At 60.1% G+C, this 25,485-nt stretch carries 22 protein-coding genes; 11 read left to right on the forward strand and 11 right to left on the reverse strand.

Annotation, left to right across the window (positions count from 1 at the left end; genetic code table 11):
* Positions 1-207: 207 nt before the first annotated feature.
* Together JTP94_RS17420 and JTP94_RS17425 are read left to right on the forward strand one after the other, a co-directional pair.
* Complete coding sequence (locus tag JTP94_RS17420; protein WP_204851729.1) at positions 208-423, forward strand: CopG family transcriptional regulator; 216 nt, start codon at positions 208-210, stop codon at positions 421-423.
* Positions 417-782: a type II toxin-antitoxin system VapC family toxin gene (locus tag JTP94_RS17425; RefSeq protein WP_204851730.1), complete on the forward strand. Its 366-nt coding sequence runs from the start codon at positions 417-419 to the stop codon at positions 780-782. Before JTP94_RS17420 ends, JTP94_RS17425 begins: the two co-directional genes overlap by 7 nt.
* Before the next feature lie 250 nt (positions 783-1,032).
* Here the strand turns inward: JTP94_RS17425 and JTP94_RS17430 are convergent, their stop codons facing one another.
* Entirely contained in the window at positions 1,033-2,370 is a 1,338-nt protein-coding gene (locus JTP94_RS17430; protein ID WP_204851731.1) for an NtaA/DmoA family FMN-dependent monooxygenase, read from the reverse strand.
* Between the two features lie 293 nt (positions 2,371-2,663).
* Here JTP94_RS17430 and JTP94_RS17435 point away from each other — a divergent pair, with 293 nt between their 5' ends.
* The gene (locus JTP94_RS17435) at positions 2,664-4,262 is read left to right on the forward strand and encodes an ABC transporter substrate-binding protein (protein ID WP_204851732.1); all 1,599 of its coding nucleotides are present in this window, start codon (positions 2,664-2,666) and stop codon (positions 4,260-4,262) included.
* Between the two features lie 22 nt (positions 4,263-4,284).
* Here JTP94_RS17435 and JTP94_RS17440 read toward each other — a convergent pair whose 3' ends face one another.
* The 4 genes from JTP94_RS17440 to JTP94_RS17455 are packed head-to-tail and all read right to left on the reverse strand — an operon-like array spanning position 4,285 to position 9,332.
* A complete protein-coding gene (locus JTP94_RS17440) occupies positions 4,285-5,433 on the reverse strand; it encodes an acyl-CoA dehydrogenase family protein (protein ID WP_204851733.1) in 1,149 nt (382 codons plus the stop codon).
* A gap of 20 nt (positions 5,434-5,453) precedes the next feature.
* Positions 5,454-6,491 carry an ABC transporter substrate-binding protein gene (locus JTP94_RS17445; protein ID WP_204851734.1) on the reverse strand — a complete coding sequence of 346 codons (1,038 nt, stop codon included), beginning with the start codon at positions 6,489-6,491 and terminating at the stop codon, positions 5,454-5,456.
* Between the two features lie 11 nt (positions 6,492-6,502).
* Positions 6,503-7,684, reverse strand: a complete 1,182-nt coding sequence (locus JTP94_RS17450; protein WP_204851735.1) for an LLM class flavin-dependent oxidoreductase — start codon at positions 7,682-7,684, stop codon at positions 6,503-6,505.
* Between the two features lie 43 nt (positions 7,685-7,727).
* Positions 7,728-9,332: an ABC transporter substrate-binding protein gene (locus JTP94_RS17455; RefSeq protein WP_204851736.1), complete on the reverse strand. Its 1,605-nt coding sequence runs from the start codon at positions 9,330-9,332 to the stop codon at positions 7,728-7,730.
* A 289-nt stretch (positions 9,333-9,621) separates the two neighbouring features.
* On the opposite strand from JTP94_RS17455, the gene JTP94_RS17460 reads away from it, so the two are divergent.
* From JTP94_RS17460 to JTP94_RS17490, 7 genes are all read left to right on the forward strand, one after another.
* The gene (locus JTP94_RS17460; RefSeq protein ID WP_204851737.1) at positions 9,622-10,611 is read left to right on the forward strand and encodes an ABC transporter permease; all 990 of its coding nucleotides are present in this window, start codon (positions 9,622-9,624) and stop codon (positions 10,609-10,611) included.
* Positions 10,608-11,609: an ABC transporter permease gene (locus JTP94_RS17465; protein ID WP_204851738.1), complete on the forward strand. Its 1,002-nt coding sequence runs from the start codon at positions 10,608-10,610 to the stop codon at positions 11,607-11,609. Before JTP94_RS17460 ends, JTP94_RS17465 begins: the two co-directional genes overlap by 4 nt.
* The gene (locus JTP94_RS17470) at positions 11,609-12,604 is read left to right on the forward strand and encodes an ABC transporter ATP-binding protein (RefSeq protein WP_204851739.1); all 996 of its coding nucleotides are present in this window, start codon (positions 11,609-11,611) and stop codon (positions 12,602-12,604) included. The genes JTP94_RS17465 and JTP94_RS17470 overlap by 1 nt, the downstream gene beginning before the upstream one ends.
* The gene (locus tag JTP94_RS17475; protein ID WP_204851740.1) at positions 12,582-13,517 is read left to right on the forward strand and encodes an ABC transporter ATP-binding protein; all 936 of its coding nucleotides are present in this window, start codon (positions 12,582-12,584) and stop codon (positions 13,515-13,517) included. The genes JTP94_RS17470 and JTP94_RS17475 overlap by 23 nt, the downstream gene beginning before the upstream one ends.
* A gap of 16 nt (positions 13,518-13,533) precedes the next feature.
* Entirely contained in the window at positions 13,534-14,592 is a 1,059-nt protein-coding gene (locus JTP94_RS17480) for an aldo/keto reductase (RefSeq protein ID WP_204851741.1), read from the forward strand.
* A 64-nt stretch (positions 14,593-14,656) separates the two neighbouring features.
* Positions 14,657-15,892, forward strand: coding sequence for an acyl-CoA dehydrogenase family protein (locus tag JTP94_RS17485; protein ID WP_204851742.1), 1,236 nt, complete (start codon positions 14,657-14,659; stop codon positions 15,890-15,892).
* 3 nt (positions 15,893-15,895) lie between these two features.
* Entirely contained in the window at positions 15,896-17,317 is a 1,422-nt protein-coding gene (locus JTP94_RS17490; RefSeq protein ID WP_204851743.1) for an FAD/NAD(P)-binding protein, read from the forward strand.
* 61 nt (positions 17,318-17,378) lie between these two features.
* On the opposite strand, the gene JTP94_RS17495 is transcribed toward JTP94_RS17490, so the two are convergent.
* Entirely contained in the window at positions 17,379-18,998 is a 1,620-nt protein-coding gene (locus tag JTP94_RS17495; RefSeq protein ID WP_204851744.1) for an ABC transporter substrate-binding protein, read from the reverse strand.
* 328 nt (positions 18,999-19,326) lie between these two features.
* Here JTP94_RS17495 and JTP94_RS17500 point away from each other — a divergent pair, with 328 nt between their 5' ends.
* Positions 19,327-20,337, forward strand: a complete 1,011-nt coding sequence (locus JTP94_RS17500; protein ID WP_204851745.1) for a LysR substrate-binding domain-containing protein — start codon at positions 19,327-19,329, stop codon at positions 20,335-20,337.
* 6 nt (positions 20,338-20,343) lie between these two features.
* On the opposite strand, the gene JTP94_RS17505 is transcribed toward JTP94_RS17500, so the two are convergent.
* The 5 genes from JTP94_RS17505 to JTP94_RS17525 are packed head-to-tail and all read right to left on the reverse strand — an operon-like array spanning position 20,344 to position 25,474.
* Positions 20,344-21,195, reverse strand: a complete 852-nt coding sequence (locus JTP94_RS17505) for an NADPH-dependent oxidoreductase (protein ID WP_204851746.1) — start codon at positions 21,193-21,195, stop codon at positions 20,344-20,346.
* 13 nt (positions 21,196-21,208) lie between these two features.
* On the reverse strand, positions 21,209-22,537 hold the full coding sequence (locus JTP94_RS17510; protein ID WP_271023939.1) for an LLM class flavin-dependent oxidoreductase: 1,329 nt from the start codon (positions 22,535-22,537) through the stop codon (positions 21,209-21,211).
* A complete protein-coding gene (locus JTP94_RS17515; protein WP_204851748.1) occupies positions 22,534-23,754 on the reverse strand; it encodes an acyl-CoA dehydrogenase family protein in 1,221 nt (406 codons plus the stop codon). Before JTP94_RS17515 ends, JTP94_RS17510 begins: the two co-directional genes overlap by 4 nt.
* 12 nt (positions 23,755-23,766) lie before the next feature.
* The gene (locus JTP94_RS17520; RefSeq protein WP_204851749.1) at positions 23,767-24,108 is read right to left on the reverse strand and encodes a DUF3088 domain-containing protein; all 342 of its coding nucleotides are present in this window, start codon (positions 24,106-24,108) and stop codon (positions 23,767-23,769) included.
* Positions 24,109-24,118: 10 nt separating this feature from the next.
* A complete protein-coding gene (locus tag JTP94_RS17525; RefSeq protein ID WP_204851750.1) occupies positions 24,119-25,474 on the reverse strand; it encodes an LLM class flavin-dependent oxidoreductase in 1,356 nt (451 codons plus the stop codon).
* Positions 25,475-25,485 lie beyond the last annotated feature (11 nt).

Raw genomic sequence — 25,485 nt, forward strand, 5'->3', positions numbered from 1 at the left:
CGAGGGACTCTACGTGAATCGGCATGAGGCTCCGATGCTGATACGCGCGATAAGCAATTGTTTCTGGTGAGGTGACCGGGGTCATTCCGCGATGCCTATTCACACGTGATAGTCGAACTCAATCGAAGAGCGGAGAGCCGCTACGGATATTGAAAATCAACGCACAAAATGATATATAATGCCGATATCAGATATCGGAGATTTGTCATGAGAACCTTGGTGGACATTGGCGACCCAGAGGTCAAAGCGCTGGATCGGTTGGCGCAGCGAGAAAAAGTCTCGAGAGCAGCGCTGATTCGCAAGGCGATTGATGATTTTCTGGCCCGAAACAGCAGTACCAGCGAAGCAGAGGCATTTGGGCTCTGGGGTGATCGAAAGGTCGATGGTTTGGCGTATCAGGAAGACATTCGCAGCGAATGGTAAAAGCGCTTTTCGACACAAACATCTTGATCGACCATCTCAATGCCATACCGCAAGCGCGACATGAGCTAACGCGGTATCAGGAAAAGGCGATTAGCGTCATCACCTGGATGGAGGTCCTCGTCGGCGCCAAGCCGGCGGTGGCAATCGGAACACGCGCTTTTCTGGCAGGATTTACAGTCATCGCTGTCGATGATCACATAGCCGAACGTGCGGTATCTCTGCGACAGCTACATCGCATCAAACTGCCCGATGCCATCATCTGGGCAACGGCCGATGTTCACTCGATGTTACTGGTTACTCGAAACACCAAGGATTTCCCGAAGGAAATGCCGGACATCCGGGTGCCCTACGAAATCTGAGCGCCCCGTTAGATGAGGTATTCGGCTTGGCACCTTGTCTTCAGGCGATTTGAGATTGTCGCGGGGGTGCTGCGCTTCGAGTGATGATAAAACCTGGTCTGTATCGCACCAGTCACAAGCATCAGAAAAGAAGCGCAGCATGATGCCGCAACAGTCGCAGACGAGCCCTCGGCATGGATAGACGAGGGCGAAATCGATGGTTTCAATCTCACCCGCACGGTGGTGCCGGAAAGCTTCGCGGATTTCATAACTACGAAAACACGCCCGCATTTGCGCTATTTTGGAATGGGTATGGCAGACCATAGCGGTCTCGAATCGTCCTGCCCTCGTAGGCCGTCCTGTAGACGCCTCGTTCCTGGAGGATTGGAACGACCTTGTCGACGAATTCCTCGATGTCGTCTGGTGCGCGCGGTGGCTGTAACGTGTAGCCATCGACTGTGCCATCGGCCCAAAGATCGATGATGGCATCGGCGACTTCTTCCGGTGTGCCGAGCACCAGCCGGTGGTGACCTTCTGAGCGGCGCACGGCCTGGCGTGCCGTCAGTTTTTCGTGGGCAAGAAGATCGGACAATCCGAGGCCCATGCCGACCGCCTGGATGCGGTTGGGATCGGGGATGAAGCGCTCCGCCTCTAAAATAGCATCTGGATCGAAGCCGTCCGGATCGATGCCGTTGTCTTTGACAAAGCGTGCGAGCAGACCGTCTTCAGAACCGGCTCCGCTGAAAAGCTCGTGCTTGCGCAACGCTTCCTGACGGCTCTCCCCCAATATCGCTACCAGACCCGGGACGATGCGTATTCCGGAGGGGTCACGCCCAAGCGCGACGGCGCGATCCCTGACCTTCTTGCCGAAAGATTGGCCTGCGGCTCGCGAGAGGATATTGCAATAAATGATCTCGCCGTGGCGCGCTGCAAGTTCAATGCCTCCCTCGGAGGCGCCTGCCTGGGCAATTACAGGATGGCCTTGCGGTCCGACGGGGACGTTTAGCGGTCCTTTGACGGTGAAATAGTCGCCGACATGGTCGATTGTCTGCGCGCTTGCCGCATCCCAGAATCGGTTCTCGGGCACTTCACCCTCGCGTGCGGGATCCCAGCTCGACCAGAGTTGCTTGGCGACATCAAGGAATTCGGATGCTTTTGCATAGCGTTCGTGCCGGGGCGGCAGGGGCTCAGCTCCGAAATTGGCGGCAACATTCGGGTTGAACGATGAGACGATATTGATGATCAGGCGTCCGCCGGAAATGATATCCGTCGACTGGGTGCGCCGGGCAAGATTATAGGGCGAATTATAGGTCGAAGACATGGTTGCGACAAAACCGATGTCGGGCACCTGCGCGGCCAAGGCCGTACAGAGGATCAAGGGATCGATGGTGTGGAAAGGGCGACCATTCGGATCGGTCATCAAAGCGGGGTGGTCGGAGAAGAACACTGCATCGAACAATCCCCTGTGCGCCAGCTCCGTCAGCCGGCGATAATAATCGGGATCATTGATGTCGTGCCGACTGCCCGTGCGATATCGCCAGGCATTGGCAAGGTAGCCGGTCGTGTTGATGCCGACATTGAGATTGAGCTGTCGTTTGGCGTTTGACATGCGGCTGGGCTTTCGTTCTGGAAGGCCATGCACGCTAGTTCGTTATGTCAATTCCCTACAGAATTTATAGACTAATATTGTGAGAGCGGAGGGAATTAACTTCCAGTCTTTCAATGCGAAGGAGCATGCCGCGAAGCCGTTCCGGGCCTCACGCCAAATATCTCGACCCGCACGAAGGATTGCTTTCGTTATGCGCTAGAAAAACTGCCTTTGGATTTCGGATTTTCGAAAGAATTCTGGTTGAAACGGGACGCTGTGCCCAGAGCCCACCGCAATTCATCGGAGCGCAACCTATGTCGATCAACCGCCGCCAATTCCATCAATTGCTGCTGCTTGGAGGCGCCAGCGTGGCGTTCGGCATTCCGCAATTCGCCGATGCTGCAGACGTGCCGGTCAGCGGCGGAACCTTGAACTGGGCCTATTACCCGGATCCCACCGCGCTGATTGCCATCAACACCTCGTCCGGCACGGGTCAGGCTATCGGCCCGAAGGTGAATGAGGGATTGCTTGATTTCGACTATGATCTCAATCCGATCCCGCTTCTGGCGACATCGTGGTCCGTGAGCGCGGATGGCCTTCGCTATACGTTCGCGCTCCGCAAAGGCGTCAAATGGCATGATGGCAAGGACTTCACCTCCGAGGACGTCAAGTTCACTATCTTTCGGCTGAAGGAGGCACATCCGCGTGGGCGTATCACCTATCAGAACGTCACCGCAGTCGAGACACCCGATCCCCTGACGGCCGTCATCGTGCTTTCCAAGCCGGCTCCCTATCTGATTTCGGCGCTCGGCAGTTCGGAATCGCCGATCGTGCCGAAGCATGTCTATGAGACCTTCAAGCCGGCTGAGCAGCCAAAACTTGCCCAGATCATCGGCACAGGCCCGTTTATCCTCAAGGAATGGGTGCCGGGCAGCCATCTGATCTTCGATCGCAACCCGGACTATTGGGACGCTCCCAAGCCCTATCTCGACCGCATCGTCCTGCGGGTCATTCTCGATCCGGCGGCCAGAGCGGCGGCGCTGGAGACAGGCGAGATCGACATCGGGGCCAACCCGGTTCCGCTTTCCGATATCGAGCGGTTGAAAGCCAATGCCAATCTCGTCGTCGATACCACGACCTATGCTTATTCGGGACCGCAGCAGCAGCTGTTTTTCAATTACGAGAACGAGATTCTGACAAAGAAGGATGTGCGCCTTGCCATCGCTCATGCCATCGATCTGCAGAAGCTCGTCGACATCGCCTTGTTTGGCTACGGGCAGGTCTCGCCAAGCCCGATCAGCACTGCATTGCCGAAATGGTATGACCCGAGCATCAAGGCGCGCGAGCCCGATCCCAAGCTAGCCAATAAGCTGTTGGACGATGCCGGCTACCCGCGCGGTGCCAACGGAACGCGCTTCAAACTGCGGCTCGCCTACAATTCCTTCCTGCAGCCGTCCTATGCCGATTTCATCAAGCAGTCGCTTGCCGCTGTCAGCATCGAGGCCGAGATCCTGAAGCTCGATCTCGCGACCTTCCTGAAGACGGTTTACACGGATCGTGCCTGGGATCTGGTCATCGAGTCCCTCTCCAACACGTTTGATCCGACGCTCGGGGTGCAGCGCGCCTACTGGTCAAAGAATTTCAAGATCGGCCTGGTGTTCTCCAATGCCAGTCACTACTCCAACCCGGAGGTCGATGCGCTGCTGGAGGCGGCCGCCACCGAGCCGGATGAAGCCAAGCGCCGGGAGATCTGGTACAAGTTCCAGCACATCATCCACGACGATGTCGTGTCGGTCGATCTGGTCGCGGCAGGCGCGCAGATCGTCGCCAACAAACGCGTGAAGAACTTCGCGCCGGGCGCCCAAGGCATCAATAATAGCTTTGGTCAGATCTGGCTTAGCCCGAGTGCCTGAAGATGCGGTACTACGAGCCGGCTTAGCTTAGCCGGCTCAATGCATTCCTCGCGGCGATCGTGCGGATCATGTGACTTTGCGGTGCGTGCGAGCGGGCGGTAATCGCGTCACGATGATGGCGCTCGAGCTGGAAGTCGCGATTGAGACCCGGATTGCCGGCAAGGTCGAGCGCCAGGCTGGTGATGGCGACGGTGTTGTCGACGACGACGTGACGCACATTCATGCCATCCATCCCTACAGGCCTGCCGGCATCGACATCCTCTCCGAGCGATCGCAGCAAGCGCGCATTGGTCGCAAGCCGCACCTCTATGTCACCAAGCCCATCCTGGATGCGTGGCACCGTGGCGATGGGCGCGCCGAGGCTAGCCGGGGCGTGGTGGCTCACGAAACCGATCAGGCGGTCGCGCGCCGATCTTGCCACGCCATGATAGACAGCACCGATCAGACCGAAAAAGAAAGCCGTCGCGTGCTCGTCGCGCCGCATCGGCTCGGCCGCCGGTTGCGCTTCGATGAGGTCGTCCAACGGGATCGACACGTCATCGAGAATGATGTCGTCACTTGCGGTCGCATGCATGCCCGCAGCATTCCAGCTTTTCTCGATGCGCAGGCCCGGCGCGTCCGTCGGCACGAGAAACGAGGCCCGGCGTGGCTGTTCCTCGTCGGTCAACGCTAGAAGCGATACCCACTTCAGAACCGGGATGCCGGTGACGTAGCTCTTATGACCGGAGATGCGCCAGCGATTGCCGTCGCGGCGGGCGATTGTCTCGGGGAGGGCGCCATGCGCCGGAGAGCCTATGCGTGGTTCGGCCTGCGCGTTGTTGATCAAGGCCACCCCGCGCCGGTTGGCCGAAAGCACTCTTTGCGCAAGATGCGCCGGCCATTCGCCGAAACGCCGGATGGTAAAATGCGAGTTGTAGTGCATGGCAAGGACGAGCGCAGTCGAAGGCTCGCCGCGGGCGATCTCGCTGATAACAGCCTGGGCTGCGGTCAGACCCTCGCCAAGGCCGCCGTGCTCCGGTGCGCTCACCAGTCCCAAAAGACCGGCCTCGAAAAGCCTGTCGAAGTTTTCGAACGGAAAGGCACCGGTCGCATCATGATGGGCGGCCGTCGTCGAAAAATCCTCGGCAAGACGTTGTGCCTTGCCGATCACATGTTGAAGGTCTTCGGTCATGTCGGTCGTTGCGCCTTTCGTCAGGCGACTGCGCGAGCCGCGAAACTGTCGATATGCCGGCGGTCCACCCAATCTGCGATGACGAAATCGGCGGCCAGAAAGCCGAAGTCGCGCAGGAAGTTCTTGTAGTGCTCTACGGCGTCGACAAGCGCCGGCTCCAGTCCGAGGCCAAGATGTCGGTGAACCTCCGCACCGTTGGCAGCCAGGACCTGCTCTTCCGTCGCGCCGGATTCGCGCGCCACGAAACGTCTCGTTTCTTCTGGATGGGCCTGCGCCCAGGCGCTGGCCTTGAAGATCGCCTCGATGAGCTTGCGGACAAGATCAGGACGCTCTTCGGCGAGCAATTCGTCCACGGTCAGCACGCGCGGTGAGCCTGAGTTGATGCGGATCTTCGGATCGGGATGGAAGCCAAACTCAGCGACCTCTACAGCGCCGATGAGGTTGGCGACATTGATGCCTGCGGTTCCCTTGACATAGATCGCATCCACGTCGCCGCGCAGCAGCGCAGCAATTTCTTCACCGTAGGCCTGCCTGCGTTTCAGGCCGAACAGCGACGGTCCCTCCTGGCTTGCAAGCACGGAATCGGCAAGCGCTATCTCGACAATCTCCACGTCCGTCTGCGATAGGCCTTCAAGCGACAGTGCCGAAATCAGGCCTTTCAGTGCGGTTGCGCGCATGAAGTCGACGATCCCTTCGGGGCGGCGGGCGATGCCGAAGCGGCGGCCCTTCAAGTCCTTCGTCGTCTTGATCCCGGTTTCGGGCAGCGTGATGATCGCCTGAAACTCGTCCGTCCAGGTAATGCCGACAAGGCGCGTGCGGCGGCCTTCCGAGCGGGCGCGGATGGGCGGCACGTTGCCGCCATGGCGGAAGGACCAGTCGAGCGTATGGTTGAAATGGCTCTGGCGGATGTTGCGGTCGGGTGAATCGATGATCGATTTCAGCGTCACGCCCTCGCTGCGGAAACCCTCTTCGAGATAGCCGAGTTGAGCCGCGAGACCGATGGGCGTCGGCACGGGGCAGCGTGTGTACCAGATTTCGGAAATGGCATTGCTGGTCATGATCGTCCCTTTCAGTTGCGCAGGCCGGCCTGTTTCATCAGCGGCAGCACGTCGCTGCCGAAGAATTCCAGATCGTCGCGGAAATCGAAGAAGCTGAGTTGCAGGCCGTCGACGCCGGCGGCTTTCAATTTGACGAATTGATCGACCACCTGCTCCGGCGAGCCGATGACGCGGATATTGCCGCCGATAAAGCGGTACGGGTCTTGTGCGTCGCGGCCCTTCCACGCGTGGGCGTCGGAACTCAGCGACTGGAAGCCCTGCCGCGAGCGCTGATCGCCATGGGCGACGATGCGGTCGGCCAGTTCCCAGGCTTCCTTCTCGGTTGGCCGACAGATGACCATCGGGTTCAGGAGCGTGCGCACGGTGCGGCCGATATCGGTGGCTGCGTCCTTTACTCTTTTCGTGTGGGCAGGTAGCGAAGAAAGCGCGCTGTCGATGTCAGCCCCTGTCGGGCTAGTGATGAAGACGATGTCTGAATAGCGGGCGGCAAAGGCGATGCCGGCATCCGAGCCGGTGGCGTTCACCAGGATCGGCCTGCCGAAATTCGGCTTCGGCGTGACGAAGCCGCCACCAAGCTTCCAGCTGCTTTGACCTTCGAAGGAATAATTCTCATCGTCGCTCCAAAGGCGCTGCACGACTTCGAGAAATTCGGCCGCGAGTTCATAGCGCTTGTCGTGCTCGATGCGCGGCCAGCCGAACATTTCGTGTTCGACAGCTCTGTGGCCGGTGACGACGTTGATACCCCAGCGCCCGCCGGTGATGTGATCGAGTGTGGCGCCGAACTTGGCGAGATGCAGCGGGTGCCACGGTCCATAAAGGACATGCATGGTCGAGATCAGCATGATCTTCTTCGTGAGGCCAGCAAGCGCCGCCGTCGAGACGAAACTGTCGAGCGCCTGCCCGTCGAAGACGCCGCCATAGCCGCCCTTCGGAAGCCATTGCGACAGCGCGAAGACCAGATCGAAGCCCAACTCTTCCGCCCTCAAGGTCAGTGCCTTGTTGTAGTCGAAGCGCCAATCGGTCGAGCGTTCGAGCGTCGATTGGGTCCAGCCGCCGGCCTGGATCGGCAGAAACAGGCCAAGAAGAACCGGCTGCGTCTCCAGAGCCTTTGACAGCGGACTGTCCGGGAAATCGGTTGGCGCTGCGAATTTCGGCAACCCCACGATGGAGCCCGGCGAGTGTTGGATGGACATGGCGTTCCCTTGCTTTCGATGTTTCGGGCTTGGGCTGCTCCCGTCAGGCGGAGGCGATATAGGCGTAGGCCAAGCTGCCGGCGACGCCTTCGCCGCCAAGCGTGTGATCGGCGATGCGCTTGTTGTAGATGGTCAATTCCGGCTGGCTGACGATATCGATCGCCGGCAGATCATCCACCAGGATCTGCTGGATCTGCCGCCATTGCTCAACACGCTTTTTCGGATCGACTTCGATGGCGGAAGCCTCCAGCAGGGCGTCGACCTTCGGATTGCTATAGGCCGACCCATTTGAGAACGGCACGCCGGGCTTGAAGTTCTTGCTCCAGTAGAGCCGCTGCACGCCGACTGTCGGGTCGAAGAGGTTGCTCATTCCTTCGAAGGCAAAGTCGAAGTCGCGATCGGTGTAGATGCGCTTGGTATAGGTGGCGAAATCCTGGCTGCGTACGGTGACATCGACGCCGACCTTGGCGAGTGCCTGGCGGATATATTCCGAACCGCGGCTATAGCTTTCGCCGCTCGGCACATAGTCGAGACTGATGCGCAGGCGCACGCCATCCGAACCGCGGGGATGGCCGGCTTCGTCAAGCAGCTTCTCGGCGGCAGCGAGATCGATTGGATAGGTCTTCAGATCGGCGACATACCACTTCGTCAGATTGGGGTTGATCGGCCCCGGGATCGCTTCACCATAGCCATAGTTGATGGTGTTTCGGATGACCTTCCGGTCGATGACATGCGCAAAGGCTTGGCGTACGCGGATGTCCTTGAAGACTGGTCGCTCCAGGTTGAATTCGATGCGGCTGACGCCGTTGGAATATTGATAGCCACGGGTTTCAAAGGCCAGATTTGGCAAGTCCTTGAAACGTTCGAGATCGCTGAGAGGAACCGGCGTCGACGGGGCCAGATCGATCTCACCCGTCTCGATCGCGATGGAGCGTGCGGCGGCGTCCGGGATGAAGCGGACGATCAGCTGGTCGAGATAGGGCCGAGGCTGGTCCCAATAATCGGGATTGCGCTCGTAGACGATATGGCTGCCGCGCACCCACTCCTTGAATTTGAAGGGGCCGGTGCCGATAGGCGCCAGATTGACGGGGTTTTCAGCGACTTTCGTGCCTTCGTAGAGATGGCGCGGCACGATCGGGGATTCGGATGCGGCCAAGGCCGTGATCAGATAAGGCGCGGGTTTGGAGAGGACCAGGATCGCGGTCAGTGGATCCGGGGTCTCAATGTCGACGAGGTTGAGGAAGGTGTTGCGTCCGCGCGGATGCACGTCCTTGAGGGTCTTGATCGAAAAGGCCACGTCGCCAGACGTGAATGGCTTGCCGTCATGCCATTTGACGCCCTCGCGCAACTTGAACGTATAGCGCAATCCATCATCGCTGATGCTCCATTTTGTGGCGAGCAACGGCTGCGGATTGAGATCGAAATCATAGGTCAGCAAGCCTTCGGTCGTCTTGGGCGACACATAGACCGAGTTGAATGCCGTATGGGCGATCGTTGTCAGCACGGGCGGCTCGGCAGAGAGAAGGAGGATCGCGGTGCCGCCGCGAGCCGGGGCTGCGCGTGCCGGCAGGCCGGCCGCGACGGTCGCGCCGAAGGCTGCGGAGGCAAGCAGGAAATGGCGGCGGGCGATTGCCGGAAATTTTGTCATCTGGGTCTAGCCTTACATAAGTGGTGGACCGTTTTTCGCTTGCGGACGGCCCTTGGTTTTATCTTCCCGAAGAAGCGGATCTCGTAGGGTTTTTTGTCTCATCTAGCTGGCACTGTAGGATAATGGTCTACGTCTCGCTTCTTATTGGGTAAAAACTTCTAAAACTTACGATACATATGCCGATTTCTGGAAATATTTACCAATACTGATTTGACAAAAGCTACAGATTTAGTCAACTATTATTGCGATGCAGCGTTCATAATTTCTGTGGTGCTGCCGAGGAGTTGCGATGTCAGCTTACAAGCGGATAGGGCGAACGGTACGTCGAACAGCCATTCAAGCGGTGCCGACCGTGCTCGGCATCGTCATCCTGAATTTCTTCCTGCTGAAGCTGGCGCCAGGTGACGCGGCGGATGTCATGGCGGCGGAGGCAGGATCGGCGACGGTGGAGACGATGGCCGCGCTGAGGGAGCGCTTCGGCCTCGACAATCCAATCCTGGTGCAGCTTGCGAACTATCTGAACAATCTCGCCCATTTCAGCCTGGGTTTTTCGCCGCGCTACGGCATGCCGGTGGCCGATCTCATCGGGCAGCGCTTGCCGGGTACGCTCACCCTGATGTTGGTCGCGCTGGCGATTGCCATCGTGGTCGGCCTCGTCCTGGGATCGCTGATGGCGACCTTCGCCGGTCGGCTGCCCGATCGACTGATCTCCATCATCTCGTTGTTGTTCTATTCGATCCCGGGTTTCTGGATCGGTCTGATGCTGATCCTGCTGTTTTCTGTGAAACTTGGGTGGTTGCCGAGCGGCGGCGATAGCACCATCGGCTCGCGGCTAACGGGTTTGCCGGCACTTCTCGATCGCGCCCGTTACATGATCCTGCCGGCGACATCGCTCGCCCTGTTCTATCTCGCCATCTACGCAAGATTGACCCGCGCGGCGATGCTGGAAGTCAGATCCCAGGATTTTGTTCGCACGGCACGGGCCAAGGGCGTCTCCCCCTTCGTGCTGACAACGCGGCACATGCTGCGCAATGCGCTGGTCCCGATTACCACCATGGCAGGAATGCATTTCGGCGGCATGTTGGGCGGCGCCGTCGTTGTGGAAACCGTTTACAGTTGGCCTGGTCTCGGGCGGCTCGCCTTCGAAGCGGTCATGGCCCGCGACTTCAGCGTCCTGCTCGGCATCCTGCTCCTGTCATCGTTTCTCGTGATCATCGCCAACGCCGCGGTCGATCTTCTGCAGGCCTGGCTCGACCCCAGGATCGGAGCAAGTCGATGAAAGCACAGCAGCTCAAAATCTATTCCGGCACGGAAAATGAGATCAGCGCCAGCACACTGGTGCTGGAGGCAAACCCGGCTCCTGTGCCTGGGCGCCGCTGGACGCACATCCATGCGCCCGATGCGCGCACCACAGCCGTGGCGGATGCACGCCGCCAAGGGCGTGGCCGGGAACTCAAGATTTTCCTGTCAAATCCCAATGCGCTTTTCGGTATTGCCGTTCTGGCGATCATTGCGCTCGCTGCGCTGCTTGCGCCGGTGCTCTATCCGGGTGATCCGCTGGAAATGGTGGCGCGCCCCTTCCTCTGGCCTGGTCAGAATGCCGACTATCCGCTCGGCACGGATTCCATGGGGCGCGACGTTCTTGCCGGCATCCTGCATGGCGCCTGGATCTCGCTGACCGTTGGCATCGCCGCGACATTGCTCGGGCTCGGCGTGGGCGTGACCGTTGGTGCGCTCGCCGGCTATTTCGGTGGGCTGGTCGATGATCTCCTGGTCAAGCTTATCGAAATCTTCCAGACCATACCGAGCTTTGTCCTCCTCGTGGTGCTTGTCGCAATTGCACAACCGACCACCACGACGGTGACTGCTGCCATTGCGATCGTCAGCTGGCCGACCGTCGCGCGCCTGACACGCGCCGAGTTCAGGGCGATCCGCGAAAAGGACTATGTGCTTGCCGCCCGCAGCCTCGGTTTCGGTCATGCCCGCATCATTTTCCGTGAAATCCTGCCGAACGCGCTGCCGCCCCTGATCGTCACCTCGTCGGTCATGGTCGCAAGCGCCATCCTGATGGAATCGGCCCTTTCCTTCATGGGACTTGGCGACCCCAATCGCGTCTCCTGGGGGTCGATGATCGGATCAGGGCGCGATGTCATCCGAACGGCCTGGTATCTGACCGCCTTGCCGGGTCTTGCCATCGTCTTTACCGTGCTAGCGCTCAACCTCATCGGCGACGGCCTCAATGACGCCCTTAATCCTCGTTTCTCGGAGGAGCGCTGATGGTCCAGCTTTTGGATGTCCGCAATCTCTCTGTCGGATTTGGCGATGCCCAACCCGTCAAGGGTGTCAGCTTCACCGCCACGCCGGGCGAGATGCTGGCCATCGTCGGCGAGTCCGGCTCGGGGAAATCGCTGACGGCGCTGGGGCTGATGGGGCTTCTGCCACGTCATGCCAAGACGGGCGGTGAGATCCACTTTGATGGACGCGATCTGCTGAAATTGCCCGAGAAAGAACTGCGCGGCATTCGCGGGCGTGACATCGCCATGATCTTTCAAGAGCCGATGACGTCGCTCAATCCGGTCATGACGATTGGCGATCAGATTGTTGAAGTCCTGCGCATCCACGAGAGGCTAAGCCGCAAGCAGGCCCGCCTGCGCGCCATCGAATTGCTCGATCTGGTCAGCATCCCCGATGCGGCGAAGCGGGTGGACGACTATCCCCATCAGCTTTCGGGCGGCATGCGCCAGCGCGTGATGATCGCTATCGCGGTTGCCTGCAGCCCGAGACTGCTGATCGCCGACGAGGCGACGACGGCACTCGACGTGACGATCCAGGCTCAGGTGCTGCAACTTCTCGATCGCCTGCGCAGTCAGCTGAACATGGCTGTCATTCTCATCACCCATGATCTCGGCATTGTCGCCCAATGGGCCGATCGGGTCGTCGTCATGTATGCGGGCCGCAAGATCGAGCAGGGTCTGCCGGACGCACTTTTCGAGACACCCTACCATCCCTACACGCAAGGGCTGCTTGCGGCGTCGCCGCGGCTGAAGGCCGATTATCACTATCGTGACGGGCCTCTGACGGAAATTCCGGGTTCAATCGTATCGGCCGCGGGAGAGCAGGGCTGCGCGTTCCGGCCACGCTGTCCGGTTGCGCGATCCGCCTGTGGCTCCTCCGTGCCGGCTTTAGTACAGCTGTCAGCCGAGCGCGAGGTTGCCTGTCCCTATGTTCCAGCCATTGCGGAGGCATCTCATGCCGCTTCTGTCCGTCGATAGGCTCTCGACGCATTATCCGGCGACGGATGGAACCGTGCGCGCCGTGGATGATGTTTCGCTCGAGATCGTCGAGGGCGAAACCGTCGCCCTTGTCGGCGAATCCGGCTGCGGTAAGTCGACGCTCGGCAAGTCCTTGATGCGTCTCGTCAATCCGACATCCGGTCAGGTGACGTTCAAGGGGCGTGACGTTGCCGCAATGACCGGCAAGGAATTGCGGTCCGTTCGTCGGCATATCCAGATGATCTTCCAGGATCCGTTTGCCTCGCTCAATCCGCGCCAGACGATCCGGACCATCCTGACGTCGCCGCTCGCCGTCCACGGGATCGGCGATCGTAAGAGCCGCGAGGCCATTGCTGCCTCGATGGTCGCCCATGTCGGTTTGCCGGCGGATTCGCTCGATCGTTATCCGCATGAATTTTCCGGCGGTCAGCGCCAGCGCATCGGCATTGCCCGGGCGCTAATCCTGCAGCCGGAACTGGTGATATGCGACGAGCCGGTCTCGGCGCTCGATCTCTCGATCCAGGCACAGATCCTCAATCTCCTTGTGGAGATGAAGACGGAGCTTTCGCTCTCCTATCTGTTCATCTCTCACGATCTGTCGGTCGTGCGCTACTTCGCCGATCGTGTGCTCGTCATGTATCTCGGGCGTATCGTCGAAAGTGCTCCAACTGCAAAGCTCTGGAGCGGCGCCAAGCACCCTTACACGCAAGCGCTGTTGGCTGCCGTACCCGATCCGTCGCGGCGCAAGCAGGCGGCGCCGATTACCGGTGACCTGCCAAGCCCTCACAACCCGCCTTCCGGCTGTCGCTTCCATACGCGCTGCCCGCTCGCGACCGACATTTGCTGGACGGAAGATCCCACCTACACGCAGCTCGGCGGCGGTCATGCTGTCGCCTGCCATCACGCCCAATAGAACTGGAGAATTGACTATGGTCGACTATCGCTATCTCGGACGCAGCGCACTGAAAGTGTCGCCGCTCAATCTTGGAACGATGATGTTCGGCGGTCCGACGCCTGATGATGTTGCCTTCCGCATCATCGACAAGGCCCGCGACCAGGGGATCAATTTCATTGACACCGCCGATGCCTATCACGACGGCAAGTCGGAAGAGGTGGTCGGTCGCGGTATCAAGGCGAGCCGGGATCACTGGGTACTCGCAACAAAATTCGTCAACTCGCATAAAAAGGGCCCGAACCTTGGCGGCCATTCCCGCAAATGGGTGGTCGAAACAGTCGAGAATTCACTGCGTCGTCTCAATACCGACTATATCGATATCCTTTATTTCCACCGCGCGATCTTCGACGCGCCGCTGGAAGAGCCGGTGCGCGCCATTGCCGACCTCATCCGGGCGGGCAAGCTGCGGTATTTCGGCGTGTCGAATTTTCGTGGCTGGCGCATCGCTGAGATCTCGCACCTGGCCGATCAGCTCGGCATCGATCGCCCGGTTGCAAGCCAGCCGCTCTATAACATCGTCAACCGCACGGCGGAGGCCGAGCAACTGCCGGCGGCCCACTATTATGGCCTCGGCGTCGTATCCTATTCGCCGCTGGCACGCGGCGTGTTGACGGGCAAATATGAGCCGGGTCAGGCGCCGGCCGCCGACACTCGTGCAGGCCGCGGCGATAAGCGCATCCTGGAAACCGAATGGCGTCCGGAGTCCATCGCCATCGCCAAGGAGATCGCCGACCATGCCAAACGCAAGGGCATCGCCCCTACCGAGTTTGCGATCGCCTGGGTGCTGAACAACAAGCTGATTACATCTGCCATCACCGGCCCTCGCACGGAGGAGCATTGGGATAGCTATATCCGCGCGCTCGACGTCAAGCTCGATGCTGAAGACGAAGCGCTGGTCGATCGGCTGGTTACGACAGGCCATCCGTCGACGCCGGGCTTTAACGATCCAAGCCATCCCCTCGAAGGCCGCGTTCCGCTGAGCAGTACCGCCGACGCTGAAAACGTCGTGCCGCTGACGCGTGCCGTTGCCTGAATGATCGTGCTTCAGGCCCCACCGACATGGGGCCTGTTTCCTCCTGGCGCCGAAAGAGCCCCACATGCCGAACACAGCCTCATCAGCCATTGCAGCCGTTCCCGTCGCCAATGATCGTGCGGCACTTCTTGCCAGGATACCCGATCTTGCGGCGGAGATCGCAAAGGAGGCCGCGCGGCGGGACCTCGAACGTGAGCTGCCGCATGAGGCTTTCCGACTGTTCAAGGAGGCCGGGCTCGGAGCACTGCGAATTCCGGCAGCGCTTGGCGGGCCGGGCGGATCGGTGGTCGATTACATCGACATGATCATGGCGATCGGTGCCGCCGACTCCAATGTTGCCCATGCGCTGAGGAGCCATTTCAATTTCACCGAGGCCCTATTGCTCAATCCGGGCAGCGCGCTCGACCGCACCCAGCTTTCTCGCGTATTGGCCGGCAAGCTCTTTGGCGGAGCCCATACCGAACAGGGGACGAAACGTCCTGGCGATGTAACGACGCGGCTGACGAAATCGGGTGAAAGCTACAGGCTTAACGGCCGCAAATGGTATGCGACTGGCACCGCCTTTGCCGATTTTGCCTCTTTCAGCGCCCGGAATGATGAGGACCAGCTTGTCGGCGCGTTGTTGCCCGTCGACCGCAAGGGGATCACCATCCTCGATGACTGGGACGGCATGGGGCAGCGCCTGACGGCAAGTGGCGGCGTCCTGCTGGAGGACGTGGAGGTCTTGCCGCACGAAATTTCGACGCGCGGTTTGAACACGTTGATCGGTCGTCATACGTCGACGCTGCGCCAGCTCCACCTTGCCGCCTCGATGGCGGGTGCTGTACGCGGCGTGCTTGCCGAGGGTACGGACTATGTGCGCAAACAGGCACGTTCGGCCGCTCATAGCGCTGCCGAGACGGCCAATGCCGATCCCTTCGTGCAGAAGATACTGGGTGAGATCGCAGCCGGCTCCTTTGCCGTCGACACGTTGATCCGCGAAAGCGCTCGCGCGCTCGATCGAACGGCGGAAGCCTTTGCTGGCGATGACCCGCAAAGACTGGAGGCGGCTTTAGTCGAAAGCGCTCTGACGACGGCACGCACACAGATCGTAGCATCACAGCTGGCGCTTGCTGCCGCGACCAACGTGTTCGAGCTCGGCGGTGGTTCGGCGACGTCTCGCCATCTCAATCTCGACCGGCACTGGCGCAACATTCGCACCGTGCTCAACCATAACCCGCTCCTACACAAGGCGCGGGTGGTGGGCGACTACTACATCAACGGAACCACGACGCACCTGGAAGAAGGCAAGGTTTTCTAAACCATGCACCCGGATTTACACTCACACCATTCCATCGTCATAGTCGGCGGCGGCTTTGCCGGCGCGTTGACGGCGATGAAGCTGCTCGACCGAACCGAGGTCCCATTGTCGATCACGATATTGGAGCCCCGCGAGGAGCTTGGACGCGGGGTCGCTTACAGCACGACCGAGGCTGTCCATCTCGTCAACGGTCCTGCGGCGACATTTTCGTTGCATCCGGAGGATCCGGACCATCTGGTGCATTGGCTCGCCTACAATGCGTCGCGTTACGGATGGACATTGCCTGCGGATATCGCTGCAAGCTTTCCGCCGCGCCATCTCTACGGCAGCTATGTCCGGGATGAGTTGAGCCGTGCTATCGCGCAGGCGCGTGCCGGGTCGACATTACGGCACATCAGGTCTTCGGCATCCGAGCTTATTGCCGCTCCGCATAAGGTTCGGATCAAGACGAGCGATGGCGAGCTGATCGAAGCGGATGAGGTGGCCCTTGCTCTTGGTGTCTTCCAGCCGAACCCTGCGCCGCAGGAAGCGCCCGTCGCGAGCCATCCCGCCTTTGCAGCTTCGCCTTGGGATGCAGCGGCGCTGGATCGCATGATGGAGGCAGGCGAAATCCTGCTGATCGGCTCCAGCCTGTCGATGGTCGATGCTGTGGCCAGCATGGAAAGTCGCGGCTTTCGCGGCAGATATCATGTCATCTCCCGGCGAGGCCAATTCATCGAGGATCGACGGGATGCCGAACCGGCGCGAGACTTCCTTGCCGAGCGGCCGTCTCCGACAACGGCACGCGCGTTGTTGTCGATCGTCAAGACCGAGCGTCGCGCGCTTGCAGCCGCAGGCAAGGACTGGCAGGGTCTGCCCGTCGCCATCAGGCCCCATATTCTGACACTTTGGCAAAAGGCTGAAGATGTCGAGCGGTTGCGCTTTGCCCGTCATCTTCGAGCCTTCTGGGATGTGACCGCGCATCGTGCCGCACCCGACAGCTACCGTGCCGTTACTCAAGCTATCGCCGATGGCCGTCTCCGGCACCAGACAGCGAGGTTGCTCGCAATGACGCCGGCGAATAGCCTGATCGCAGCGACCTTGAAGACACGAGCCGATGTCGAAACGCGTTCCTTCGGCGGCATCATCGATTGCCGCGGTCATCAGCTGCATGATTGGCGGCGCATTTCCGATCCCTTTGTCCGGAGCCTGCTCGACAGTGGCGAGGTTCGCCCCCACAGCACCGGCTTTGGCATCGATGCCACCATTGAGGGCGATGTCATCTCCGAAGAGGGGCGCATCCATCGCAACATCAGCGCGATCGGCCATCCGCTGCGGGGCGTGGCCTGGGAGTCGAGTTCGATCACGGAGCAGCGTGCCCAGGCGATCGCGCTCGCCGACCGCATTCTCGGCAAGCTTACGCCGCTCGCCCTTGCCGCTTCCTGACGCGTGACAATAAAAAAGGGGCGATTTATCGCCCCTTGATTGGCATGTGGCCGGTGTTGCCTCAGCCTTCGCTTTCCTTGATATAGACATCGGCGAAATTCGATTGCACGCCCTCGACACCGATGGTGTGGTTTTTGACACGCTTGTTGAAGACGGTGACGTTTTCGAGTGCGATCAGATTGATCACGGGAAGATCGTCGGCGATGAGTTTCTGGAAGGCGTTGAATTCCTGCTTGCGCTTCGCCTCATCGACCTCGACGGACGCAGCCTCGAGCAGGCGGTCGACCTCCGGGTTCTGGTAGTGGCTGGCATTGGAAAACGGCAAGCCGATTTTGAAGTTCTTGGACCAGTAGACGCGCTGTACGCCCAGCGTCGGATCGAACTGATTGCCGAGATATTCGGCCGTGAGGTCGAAGGCGCGCTCGTTGTAGACCTTCTGGATATAGGTCGAAAAATCGTAGGAATCGATCTTGGCGATAATGCCGATGCGGGCAAGATTCTGCTTCAGATATTCGGCAACGCGCTTGAAGCCCTCATTGTAGGAATTGTGGGTCAGACGAAGCGTGAAGCGAGTGCCGCTGCTATCAGGCTTGTAGCCTGCCTCGTCGAGCAATGTCTCGGCGGCCTTGAGATCGAAGGCATAGGGCTTGATGGAGGCGTCGTAGTAATCAGGCAGAAAGGTGCTGATCGGCGTCGGAGAGATGTGGCCATAGCCGTACCAGACCGTATTGAGGATGACGTTGAGGTCGATGGCATGGGCGATCGCGCGGCGGACGCGGACATCCTTCAGATAATCGTTGTCGAGATTGAGGATAAGCTGTGTCTGGTCTCCCTTGGTCTCGTAGCCGCGGGAATCGATGCCGATATTCGGCAGCGCCTTGATGCGCTCGAGATCGGCAAGCGGAATGGGATTGTCGCCACCGAGATCGAATTCCCCCGTCTCGAAGCCGGCTGCGCGGGCAGCGCCATCGGGCACGAAGCGCACGACGACCTGGTCGAGATAGGGTTTGCCCGCATCCCAATAATCCGGATTGCGTTCCAGGATTATATGGGAGCCGCGAACCCATTGCCGGAAGATGAAGGGGCCTGTGCCGATGGGGGCACTCCCGTTCGGATTGATCGGGACATCGGCGATCTTGACGCCCTCGTAGACATGTTTCGGCACGATCGGGGATTCTGCCGCATAGAGCGCTTTCAGTAGATAAGGCGCCGGTTTGGAGAGGCGGAATATCGCAGTCAGATCGTCCGGTGTATCGACTGCCGTGACGTTGGCGAAGGTGCCGCGTCCACGCGGATGGACCTGTTTCAACAGCTCTATCGAATAGGCGACATCGGCCGCTGTGAAGGGCTTGCCATCATGCCATTTGACGTTCGGGCGGAGCTTGAACATATAGGTTAGCCCGTCAGCGCTAACGGACCATTCGGTGGCCAGTTGCGGCTTTGCCTTGAAGTCGAAGTCGTAGGTCAGCAACCCCTCGGTGATCTTCGGACTGATCTTCTGCGTTCCACCAGCGGTATGGGCGAGGGCTAGAATCGTCGGTGGTTCTGGCTCGACGATAAAATTCAGCGTGCCGCCCCTCGGTGGTTTTGTTTCTGCCGCGTGAGCCGTAATGGATGGCAATAGCGTTGCAGCGGTCGACAGCAGCAACATTTGATTGAATCGGCGGCGATTGAGAGTCATTTGAGAGTCCTTTGCTGAGGCTGAAGCATTCTTGAGTGGATAGGTGGCAGAGAGGTCGCTCGCCACGAAAGTCCGGGACATCTTCGGGGTGCGGGCCAGCAAAACGGAAGAATGTTTTTCTCGCCCATCGGGAAAGAAAAGCTTCGTGGGTCTCGTCTTGTTGGAGCGGCGGCGATTCATGTAATCTAGTAAAAATATAGACTATTTCTCGATTTTAGTTTTTGCTTCCCCGCCTTTGGCGGAGCATGGAAGAAAATGTTCGTCAGCTTTCAGACAAACGCAAAGCGCGTTCTCGTCTTTGATGGCTGGTTTGTGCTGCAATCGGCCCATGAACACCCTTGCCAACACACGTAAAAAAACCATCCAGCCGACCTTGGCGCGCTTGCCGCCATTGACCTCGCTGCGCGCCTTCGTCGCCACCGCGCGACACCTGAATTTTCTCGGCGCGGCCGACGAGTTGCACGTCACCTCGGCGGCCGTCGGCCAGCAGATCCGACTGCTGGAGGACTATCTCGGGCAACCGCTTTTCCACCGGACGCGCGGACAGCTGCAACTGACCACCGCTGGCCTTTCCCTGGTTCCCGGTCTGACCGATGCATTCGATGCCGTGTTGGCAACGATGACGCAGTTTGTCGCCAGCGATCACGATCTGCCGATCCGCGTCTCGGTGGCGCCGTCCTTTGCGAGCAAGTGGCTCATCCCGCGATTGAACGGTCTGAGGCGCGCTGCACCGGGCCTGCAGGTTCTAGTCGACGCATCGACGCAGCTAACCGATCTCAACACGGATGACACGGATTGTGCTATCCGTTACGGCAGTGGCGGCTATCCTGGCCTTGTCGTGGATCATCTTTTCTCCGAGGCCGTCGTGCCGATTTGCAATCCGGAATTTGCCGAGCGGCATTGGCTCTGGAATGATCCGCAGGCGATCGAGGGCGTGCCGCTCCTGCATGAGGATGGCGCCGAGCATGATCAATCATGCCCGGACTGGAACGCCTGGCTGCGGGCTGAGGGGCTTTCCTATCGGCTCTCGCAAGGCGGCTTTCGCCTCAATCAATCATCCCTAGTCATTGATGCGGCCTTGGCAGGGCAGGGGCTTGGCCTTGGAAAGGTGCGCTTGGCCGAGGCGGAGTTGAGGACGGGACGTCTCGTCAGTCCCTTCGGCAGCCCGCAGCCTGTGAGTTTTTCCTATTTCTTCGTGACGACATCAGCCAAAGCAAGTCTCATGCGCGTGGAGCTGTTTCGCAATTGGCTTCAAGCCGAAACGCAGGCGCTGCGGGCGATCGGCGACGTCCTGCTGTGGAATTCACCCCGCAGGCTCGACATCGCCGCCGCCGAATAGAGCCGATCACGTCAGCTTGAAACCGAGCCGATGCGCCGCTGCTTTCAGCAGGTGACGGCCCTTCAAGGCCTCGACCGTGCCGATCCTGTTCTTCACCTGCTCGGTCCAGTCCAACAGCGGCATGCCTTGCTCGGCCTGAAAGCCTCTGAGCGCGGCGTTATAATGGTTCAGATCGCCCACTCGCCGGCTGTCATCGTAGCGTTCGCGATGCAGCACGGTGGTCTGGGGCAGCCTCGGCTTGACCGCGGCCGGCACCGCCGGATCGGGATAGCCGACCGTCAGACCGAAGACCGGAAATATGCCTTCTGGCAATTCCAGTTCCCGCGCGACGACTTCCGGATCGTTGCGGATCGCACCGATGTAGCAGGTGCCAAGGCCTTGGGATTCCAGAGCGACGACAGCATTCTGCGCCGCCAGTGCTGCGTCTATGACCGCCAGCAGGAAGCTTTCGACATAGTCCAGACCCTCTGCCGAGGACCCCTGGTTTGCGGCGATGTTGCGCGGCCTCGCAAGGTCGGCGAGCCATACCAGAAGGAGGGGCGCCTGCGTGATCTGTCGCTGTGTCCCAGCAACGGTGTTCAGCCTCTCCTTGCGCGCTTCGTCTTCGACAGCAACGACGCTCCATGCCTGCAGATTGGATGAGCTCGGGGCTGATTGCGCGGCAGCGACGGCGAGATGGATGGCACTTTCCGGAACCGCTTTTGGCAGATAGCTGCGGACGGTGCGATGGGACAGGAGCGTCTCGACGGTCTCATTCCAGTCCGTACCAAGCTGCTGCTGGGCGTCGCGATAGCGCTCTTCGGCAAGGCTGGCTAGTCGATGTGGTGCGGAAACCTTGGCGGTCGCAAATGGCGTCATGCTCTATTCTCCTTCATTCGGCGGCGATGGCGTAGGGGTTGGCAGGCCGGGCGAGGCCGAGATGATCCCGCAACGTATGGCCCGTGTAGGCCTGTCGGAAAAGGCCTCGGCGACGCAGGATCGGCACGACTTCGTCGACGAAAACCTCCAGGCCGTGCGGCAGCACATCCGGCATCAGATTGAAGCCGTCAGCAGCTCCCGCCAGGTACCATGTCTCGATATCGTCGGCGATCGCTTCGGGCGTGCCGACGATGGTGCGGTGGCCGGTTCCGCCGTTCAATGCGCGGATCAGGCCGCGCACGGTCAGTTTCTCGCTATGGGCGAGGGCAAGCGTCGCCCGAAAGAAAGTGTGGCCGCCGTCCGGCGGCAACGGAATGTCATCCGGCAACGGTTCGTCCAGCTTAAGCCGTTTGGGATCGATTTGCAGAACGCCGGAGAGGCGTGCGAGGCTGTATTCCAGCGGGATGAGTTCACGCAACTCCTCCTGCCGTCGTTTCGCCTCCGCCTCCGTACTGCCAATGATCGTTGCGAGACCGGCGAGGACGAGCAGGCTATTGGGTGCTCGGCCATAGCGCGCCGCCCGCGTTCGCAAGTCCCGAGCATAGTCGAGGGCTTCGTCAAAGGATTGCGAGGCGGAAAAGACGGCTTCCGCGTGTTGAGCCGCCAGTTCCCGGCCATCGTCGGAACCGCCCGCCTGAACGAGAACCGGATGGCCTTGCGGCGGGCGCGGAACATTGTGAGGTCCATGAACGGAAAAGTGCTTTCCCCGATGGGCGATCGGGTGAACCTTGTTGGGATCGACGAAACGGCCGCTGGCAACATCGCCGATGAAGGCATCTTCCTCCCAGCTATCCCAGAGCGCCTTCACCACGGCCGTAAATTCGGCGGCACGCTCATAACGACCCTGATGCTCGACCGGTTTTTCCAGTCCGAAATTCCGGCTTTGAGAAAGATCGGCGCTGGTAACGATGTTCCACCCGACGCGGCCACCGCTTGCATGGTCGAGTGTCGCGAACCGGCGGGCAATATTGTAGGGCTCGTTGTACGTCGTCGAAGCAGTCGCGATAAGACCGATATGTTGCGTGTGGGCGGCCACGGTCGCCAGCACGATCGTCGGCTCCAGCGAGGTCAGTGGCCTGAAATCGACACGATCCGAAATGCCCGCCTGGTCGGCGAGGAAAACCGCGTCGAAGGTGCCGCGCTCGGCAATGCGGGCGACATTGACGTAGTGATTAATATCGAAGGATGCGCGAGGATCGCTTCCTTCCATCCGCCAGGCTGCCGGCGAGAAGCCGGAGTGCAGGATGTTGATGTTGAGATGGAGCTCGCGTTTCTGGCTCACTGGAATATCCCCGGTTCCGGAAACTCGCCACTCAAGAACCATGTGCCGACATTGCGGGTCTTGTATTCGGCGGGGTTGTGAAGCGTGTGAATGCGCGCATTGCGCCAGAAGCGGTCGAACCCAAGCGGTCTGACGGCGGAGCGCGCGCCCATGACCTCGAAGATCTCGCTGGTAACCTCAAGAGCGACGCGTCCGGCGAGCGCATTGGCCGAGGCAACCGCAATTGCAGCTTCGCCGCGATCGTCTGCTGTCAGATCCGGCCCTTTGGCATAGACGTCATCGAGCGCCGTCAATGCCCGGTCGGCGAGTGCGGTTGCCGCCTGCACTTTGATCCACAGCTCGCCATATTGCCGTTTGATCCAGGGATCATCCGAGTGACGGTCGACACCGGAATAGATCCAGGGTCGCGATTGCGTGACGGTATAGTCGCGGGCGGTAATCAGCGCGCCCTGTGCTGTGCCGACGAATACGTTGAGCAACACACTCTGTTGCTGCAAAGGGGCCAACAGGGTGATCGGATCTTGTGGTCGCTCGGGCAGGATATCGGCAATATCGATCTCTACGTCCTTGTAGAATACACGGCCGCTTCCGGTCTGCCTCTGGCCGATCCCGTCCCAGTCATCGGCGATGGTAATGCCTTCTCGGTTTGCCGGTATGTAGGCGAAGCTTCGCTTGTTGGTGTCTTCATCCTCCCAGGCGACCATCAGATAGTCGGCGACGTGCGACCCGGAGGCGAACGGGCGGAAGCCGTTGAGGATGACTTTGCCTGCTTCGCGGCGGCCGAAAAGGCTTTTGGAAAAGCTGTTGGTCGTATTGCCCCAGAACCAGCGACCGGCGGCCGAGCGGCGCAGGATATCGCGGGAACGTTCGTCGGGGCCGGTGTTAACGGCATTCTGCAGCGGACTGAAGTGATAGCCGTAGAGATGGGCGACCGACCCATCCACCTTGGCGAATTCGCGGACGATCCGCATGGCGGTGGAGTAGCGCTCGCCGCCACCGCCGAACTCCTTGGGGATCAGCAGATTAACGAGGCCGGTTTCCTTCAGCAGCTTGATTTGCTCATCAGGCCTGCCACCCTCTTGATCCCTCTCAATGGCATCCCTAGCGAAGATTTCGCGCAGTTCGGCCGCCTTGGCGAGATGGGGATTGGTCTTGTCGGTCTCGAACAGCGCCGGCAGCAGATGGGGTGGCTCGAAGCCATTTGGTTTTATGGTCATGTCGCTCCCCGTTCATTTGTGGAGGCGCGGAAATCCGTGCCGTTCGGTCAGCAGCTCAAGAATGCGATCGGTCGAATTGACGAACCGCGTCCCGCTGCGGTCGCTTGCATCGGCAGGAGGATTCTCTGCCAGAATGAAAAGCGGCAGCGACTGGTTTTCCTCGCCGACGACATCGATCACTTTCTGTCGCGGCCGGGGAAAGGCGACCCGCTCGACATCGATCTTAGAAGCTAGGTTCGGGAATGCGGCAAGCAGACCCTCGATGGCGTTGCAATAGTGGCAAACGAAGCTGACGCCTGGATGCTTCGGGTCGGCAAAGCCGGGCGAAATCAGAAACAATTTGTCGCGTGCCATGGATCTTCTCCTATTCTGCTGCAGCCGCATTGCCTGCGGAAAATCGATTGACGGGGCGTTTAAGACCGAGATTTTCGCGCAGCGTCGTGCCCTCATATTCGGTGCGGAAGAGGCCACGACGGCGCAACTCCGGCACGACGAGCGTTATGAAGTCGGCGAGCCCGCCCGGCATGATCGGCGCCATGATGTTGAAGCCGTCGGCGCCGTAGTTCTCGAACCGCTCTTCCATGACGTCCGCGATCTGGGTGGGTGTTCCCACAACCTGCCAGTGACCGCGCGCGCCGGCGATACGCAGATAGAGCTGGCGAATAGTCAGATTTTCACGGCGGGCAAGGTCGAGCACCAGTTCCTGGCGGCTCTTGCCGGCATTGGTTGCCGGAGGCTCGGGCGGCACGGGACCATCAAGCGGATAGGAACTGAGATCGACGCCTGTCAATTGCGACAGGAGGTTGAGGCCAACTTCGGGCTGGATCAAACTCTGCAACGCTTCGAACTTTTCCTGCGCTTCCGCCTCACTGCGCCCGACCACGGGGAAGATACCCGGCAGGATCTTCAGGTCGTCGTGAGAGCGGCCATACTTGCCGAGCCGCCCCTTGACGTCGGCATAGTAGGCCCTGGCCTCGTCGAGGGTGATCTGCGCGGCAAAGATGGCTTCCGCCGTGCGCGCAGCAAGCTCCTTGCCCGGCTCGGAGGCACCTGCCTGCACGACCACCGGGCGACCTTGCGGCGAGGGCGGAATGTTCAGCGGCCCGCGAACTTTGAAGTGACGCCCCCTGTGGTCCAGTCGGTGCAGTTTTTCCGGATCGAAGTAGCGCCCGCTCTCACGATCGCGGGGGAAGGCATCGTCCTCCCAGCTATCCCAGAGGCCGAGCACGACGTCTGCGAATTCTTCTGCTCGGTCATAGCGGTCGGCATGCAGGACCTGCGTTTCGTGACCGAAGTTGAAGGCGGCTTCTGGGTCGGAGGACGTCACTAGGTTCCAGCCCGCGCGGCCACCGCTCAGCCGGTCGAGCGAGCCGAACTGGCGGGCAAGGTTGAAGGGATCGGAAAAACTTGTCGAGGCGGTGGCGATCAGGCCGATGTTGCGGGTGACGCTGGCAAGCGCAGATAGCAACGTGATCGGCTCAAACGGATAGACGCCATTATGCGCCTTTCGGCTTGCCGCGTTGACATCCTTCAACCGCGCCGCGACCCCGTCGGCAAAGAAGATGGTATCGAACTTGGCCGCTTCGGCAAGCTTGGCAAGTTCGAGATAATTCTCGAATTCCGTGCCGACGGACGCGTCGGGATGACGCCAGGCTGCGACGTGATGGCCGGTAAAGAGCAGGAAGGCGCCGAGCTTGATCTGGTCCTTGCGTCTCGCCATGGGAAATCCTT

This window comes from Martinezella lusitana (assembly GCF_016901135.1).
Lineage (GTDB): Bacteria > Pseudomonadota > Alphaproteobacteria > Rhizobiales > Rhizobiaceae > Rhizobium > Rhizobium lusitanum_D.

Excerpts from the sequence above, each read along its gene's own strand:
- JTP94_RS17460 (WP_204851737.1), top strand. The coding sequence starts at position 9,622 with ATGTCAGCTTACAAGCGGATAGGGCGAACGGTACGTCGAACAGCCATT.
- JTP94_RS17480 (WP_204851741.1), top strand. The coding sequence starts at position 13,534 with ATGGTCGACTATCGCTATCTCGGACGCAGCGCACTGAAAGTGTCGCCG.
- JTP94_RS17490 (WP_204851743.1), top strand. The coding sequence starts at position 15,896 with ATGCACCCGGATTTACACTCACACCATTCCATCGTCATAGTCGGCGGC.
- JTP94_RS17505 (WP_204851746.1), bottom strand. The coding sequence starts at position 21,195 with ATGACGCCATTTGCGACCGCCAAGGTTTCCGCACCACATCGACTAGCC.
- JTP94_RS17425 (WP_204851730.1), top strand. The coding sequence starts at position 417 with ATGGTAAAAGCGCTTTTCGACACAAACATCTTGATCGACCATCTCAAT.
- JTP94_RS17450 (WP_204851735.1), bottom strand. The coding sequence starts at position 7,684 with ATGTCCATCCAACACTCGCCGGGCTCCATCGTGGGGTTGCCGAAATTC.
- JTP94_RS17445 (WP_204851734.1), bottom strand. The coding sequence starts at position 6,491 with ATGACCAGCAATGCCATTTCCGAAATCTGGTACACACGCTGCCCCGTG.
- JTP94_RS17475 (WP_204851740.1), top strand. The coding sequence starts at position 12,582 with ATGCCGCTTCTGTCCGTCGATAGGCTCTCGACGCATTATCCGGCGACG.
- JTP94_RS17455 (WP_204851736.1), bottom strand. The coding sequence starts at position 9,332 with ATGACAAAATTTCCGGCAATCGCCCGCCGCCATTTCCTGCTTGCCTCC.
- JTP94_RS17420 (WP_204851729.1), top strand. The coding sequence starts at position 208 with ATGAGAACCTTGGTGGACATTGGCGACCCAGAGGTCAAAGCGCTGGAT.
- JTP94_RS17525 (WP_204851750.1), bottom strand. The coding sequence starts at position 25,474 with ATGGCGAGACGCAAGGACCAGATCAAGCTCGGCGCCTTCCTGCTCTTT.
- JTP94_RS17500 (WP_204851745.1), top strand. The coding sequence starts at position 19,327 with ATGAACACCCTTGCCAACACACGTAAAAAAACCATCCAGCCGACCTTG.
- JTP94_RS17430 (WP_204851731.1), bottom strand. The coding sequence starts at position 2,370 with ATGTCAAACGCCAAACGACAGCTCAATCTCAATGTCGGCATCAACACG.
- JTP94_RS17435 (WP_204851732.1), top strand. The coding sequence starts at position 2,664 with ATGTCGATCAACCGCCGCCAATTCCATCAATTGCTGCTGCTTGGAGGC.
- JTP94_RS17495 (WP_204851744.1), bottom strand. The coding sequence starts at position 18,998 with ATGACTCTCAATCGCCGCCGATTCAATCAAATGTTGCTGCTGTCGACC.
- JTP94_RS17485 (WP_204851742.1), top strand. The coding sequence starts at position 14,657 with ATGCCGAACACAGCCTCATCAGCCATTGCAGCCGTTCCCGTCGCCAAT.
- JTP94_RS17465 (WP_204851738.1), top strand. The coding sequence starts at position 10,608 with ATGAAAGCACAGCAGCTCAAAATCTATTCCGGCACGGAAAATGAGATC.
- JTP94_RS17520 (WP_204851749.1), bottom strand. The coding sequence starts at position 24,108 with ATGGCACGCGACAAATTGTTTCTGATTTCGCCCGGCTTTGCCGACCCG.
- JTP94_RS17515 (WP_204851748.1), bottom strand. The coding sequence starts at position 23,754 with ATGACCATAAAACCAAATGGCTTCGAGCCACCCCATCTGCTGCCGGCG.
- JTP94_RS17440 (WP_204851733.1), bottom strand. The coding sequence starts at position 5,433 with ATGACCGAAGACCTTCAACATGTGATCGGCAAGGCACAACGTCTTGCC.
- JTP94_RS17470 (WP_204851739.1), top strand. The coding sequence starts at position 11,609 with ATGGTCCAGCTTTTGGATGTCCGCAATCTCTCTGTCGGATTTGGCGAT.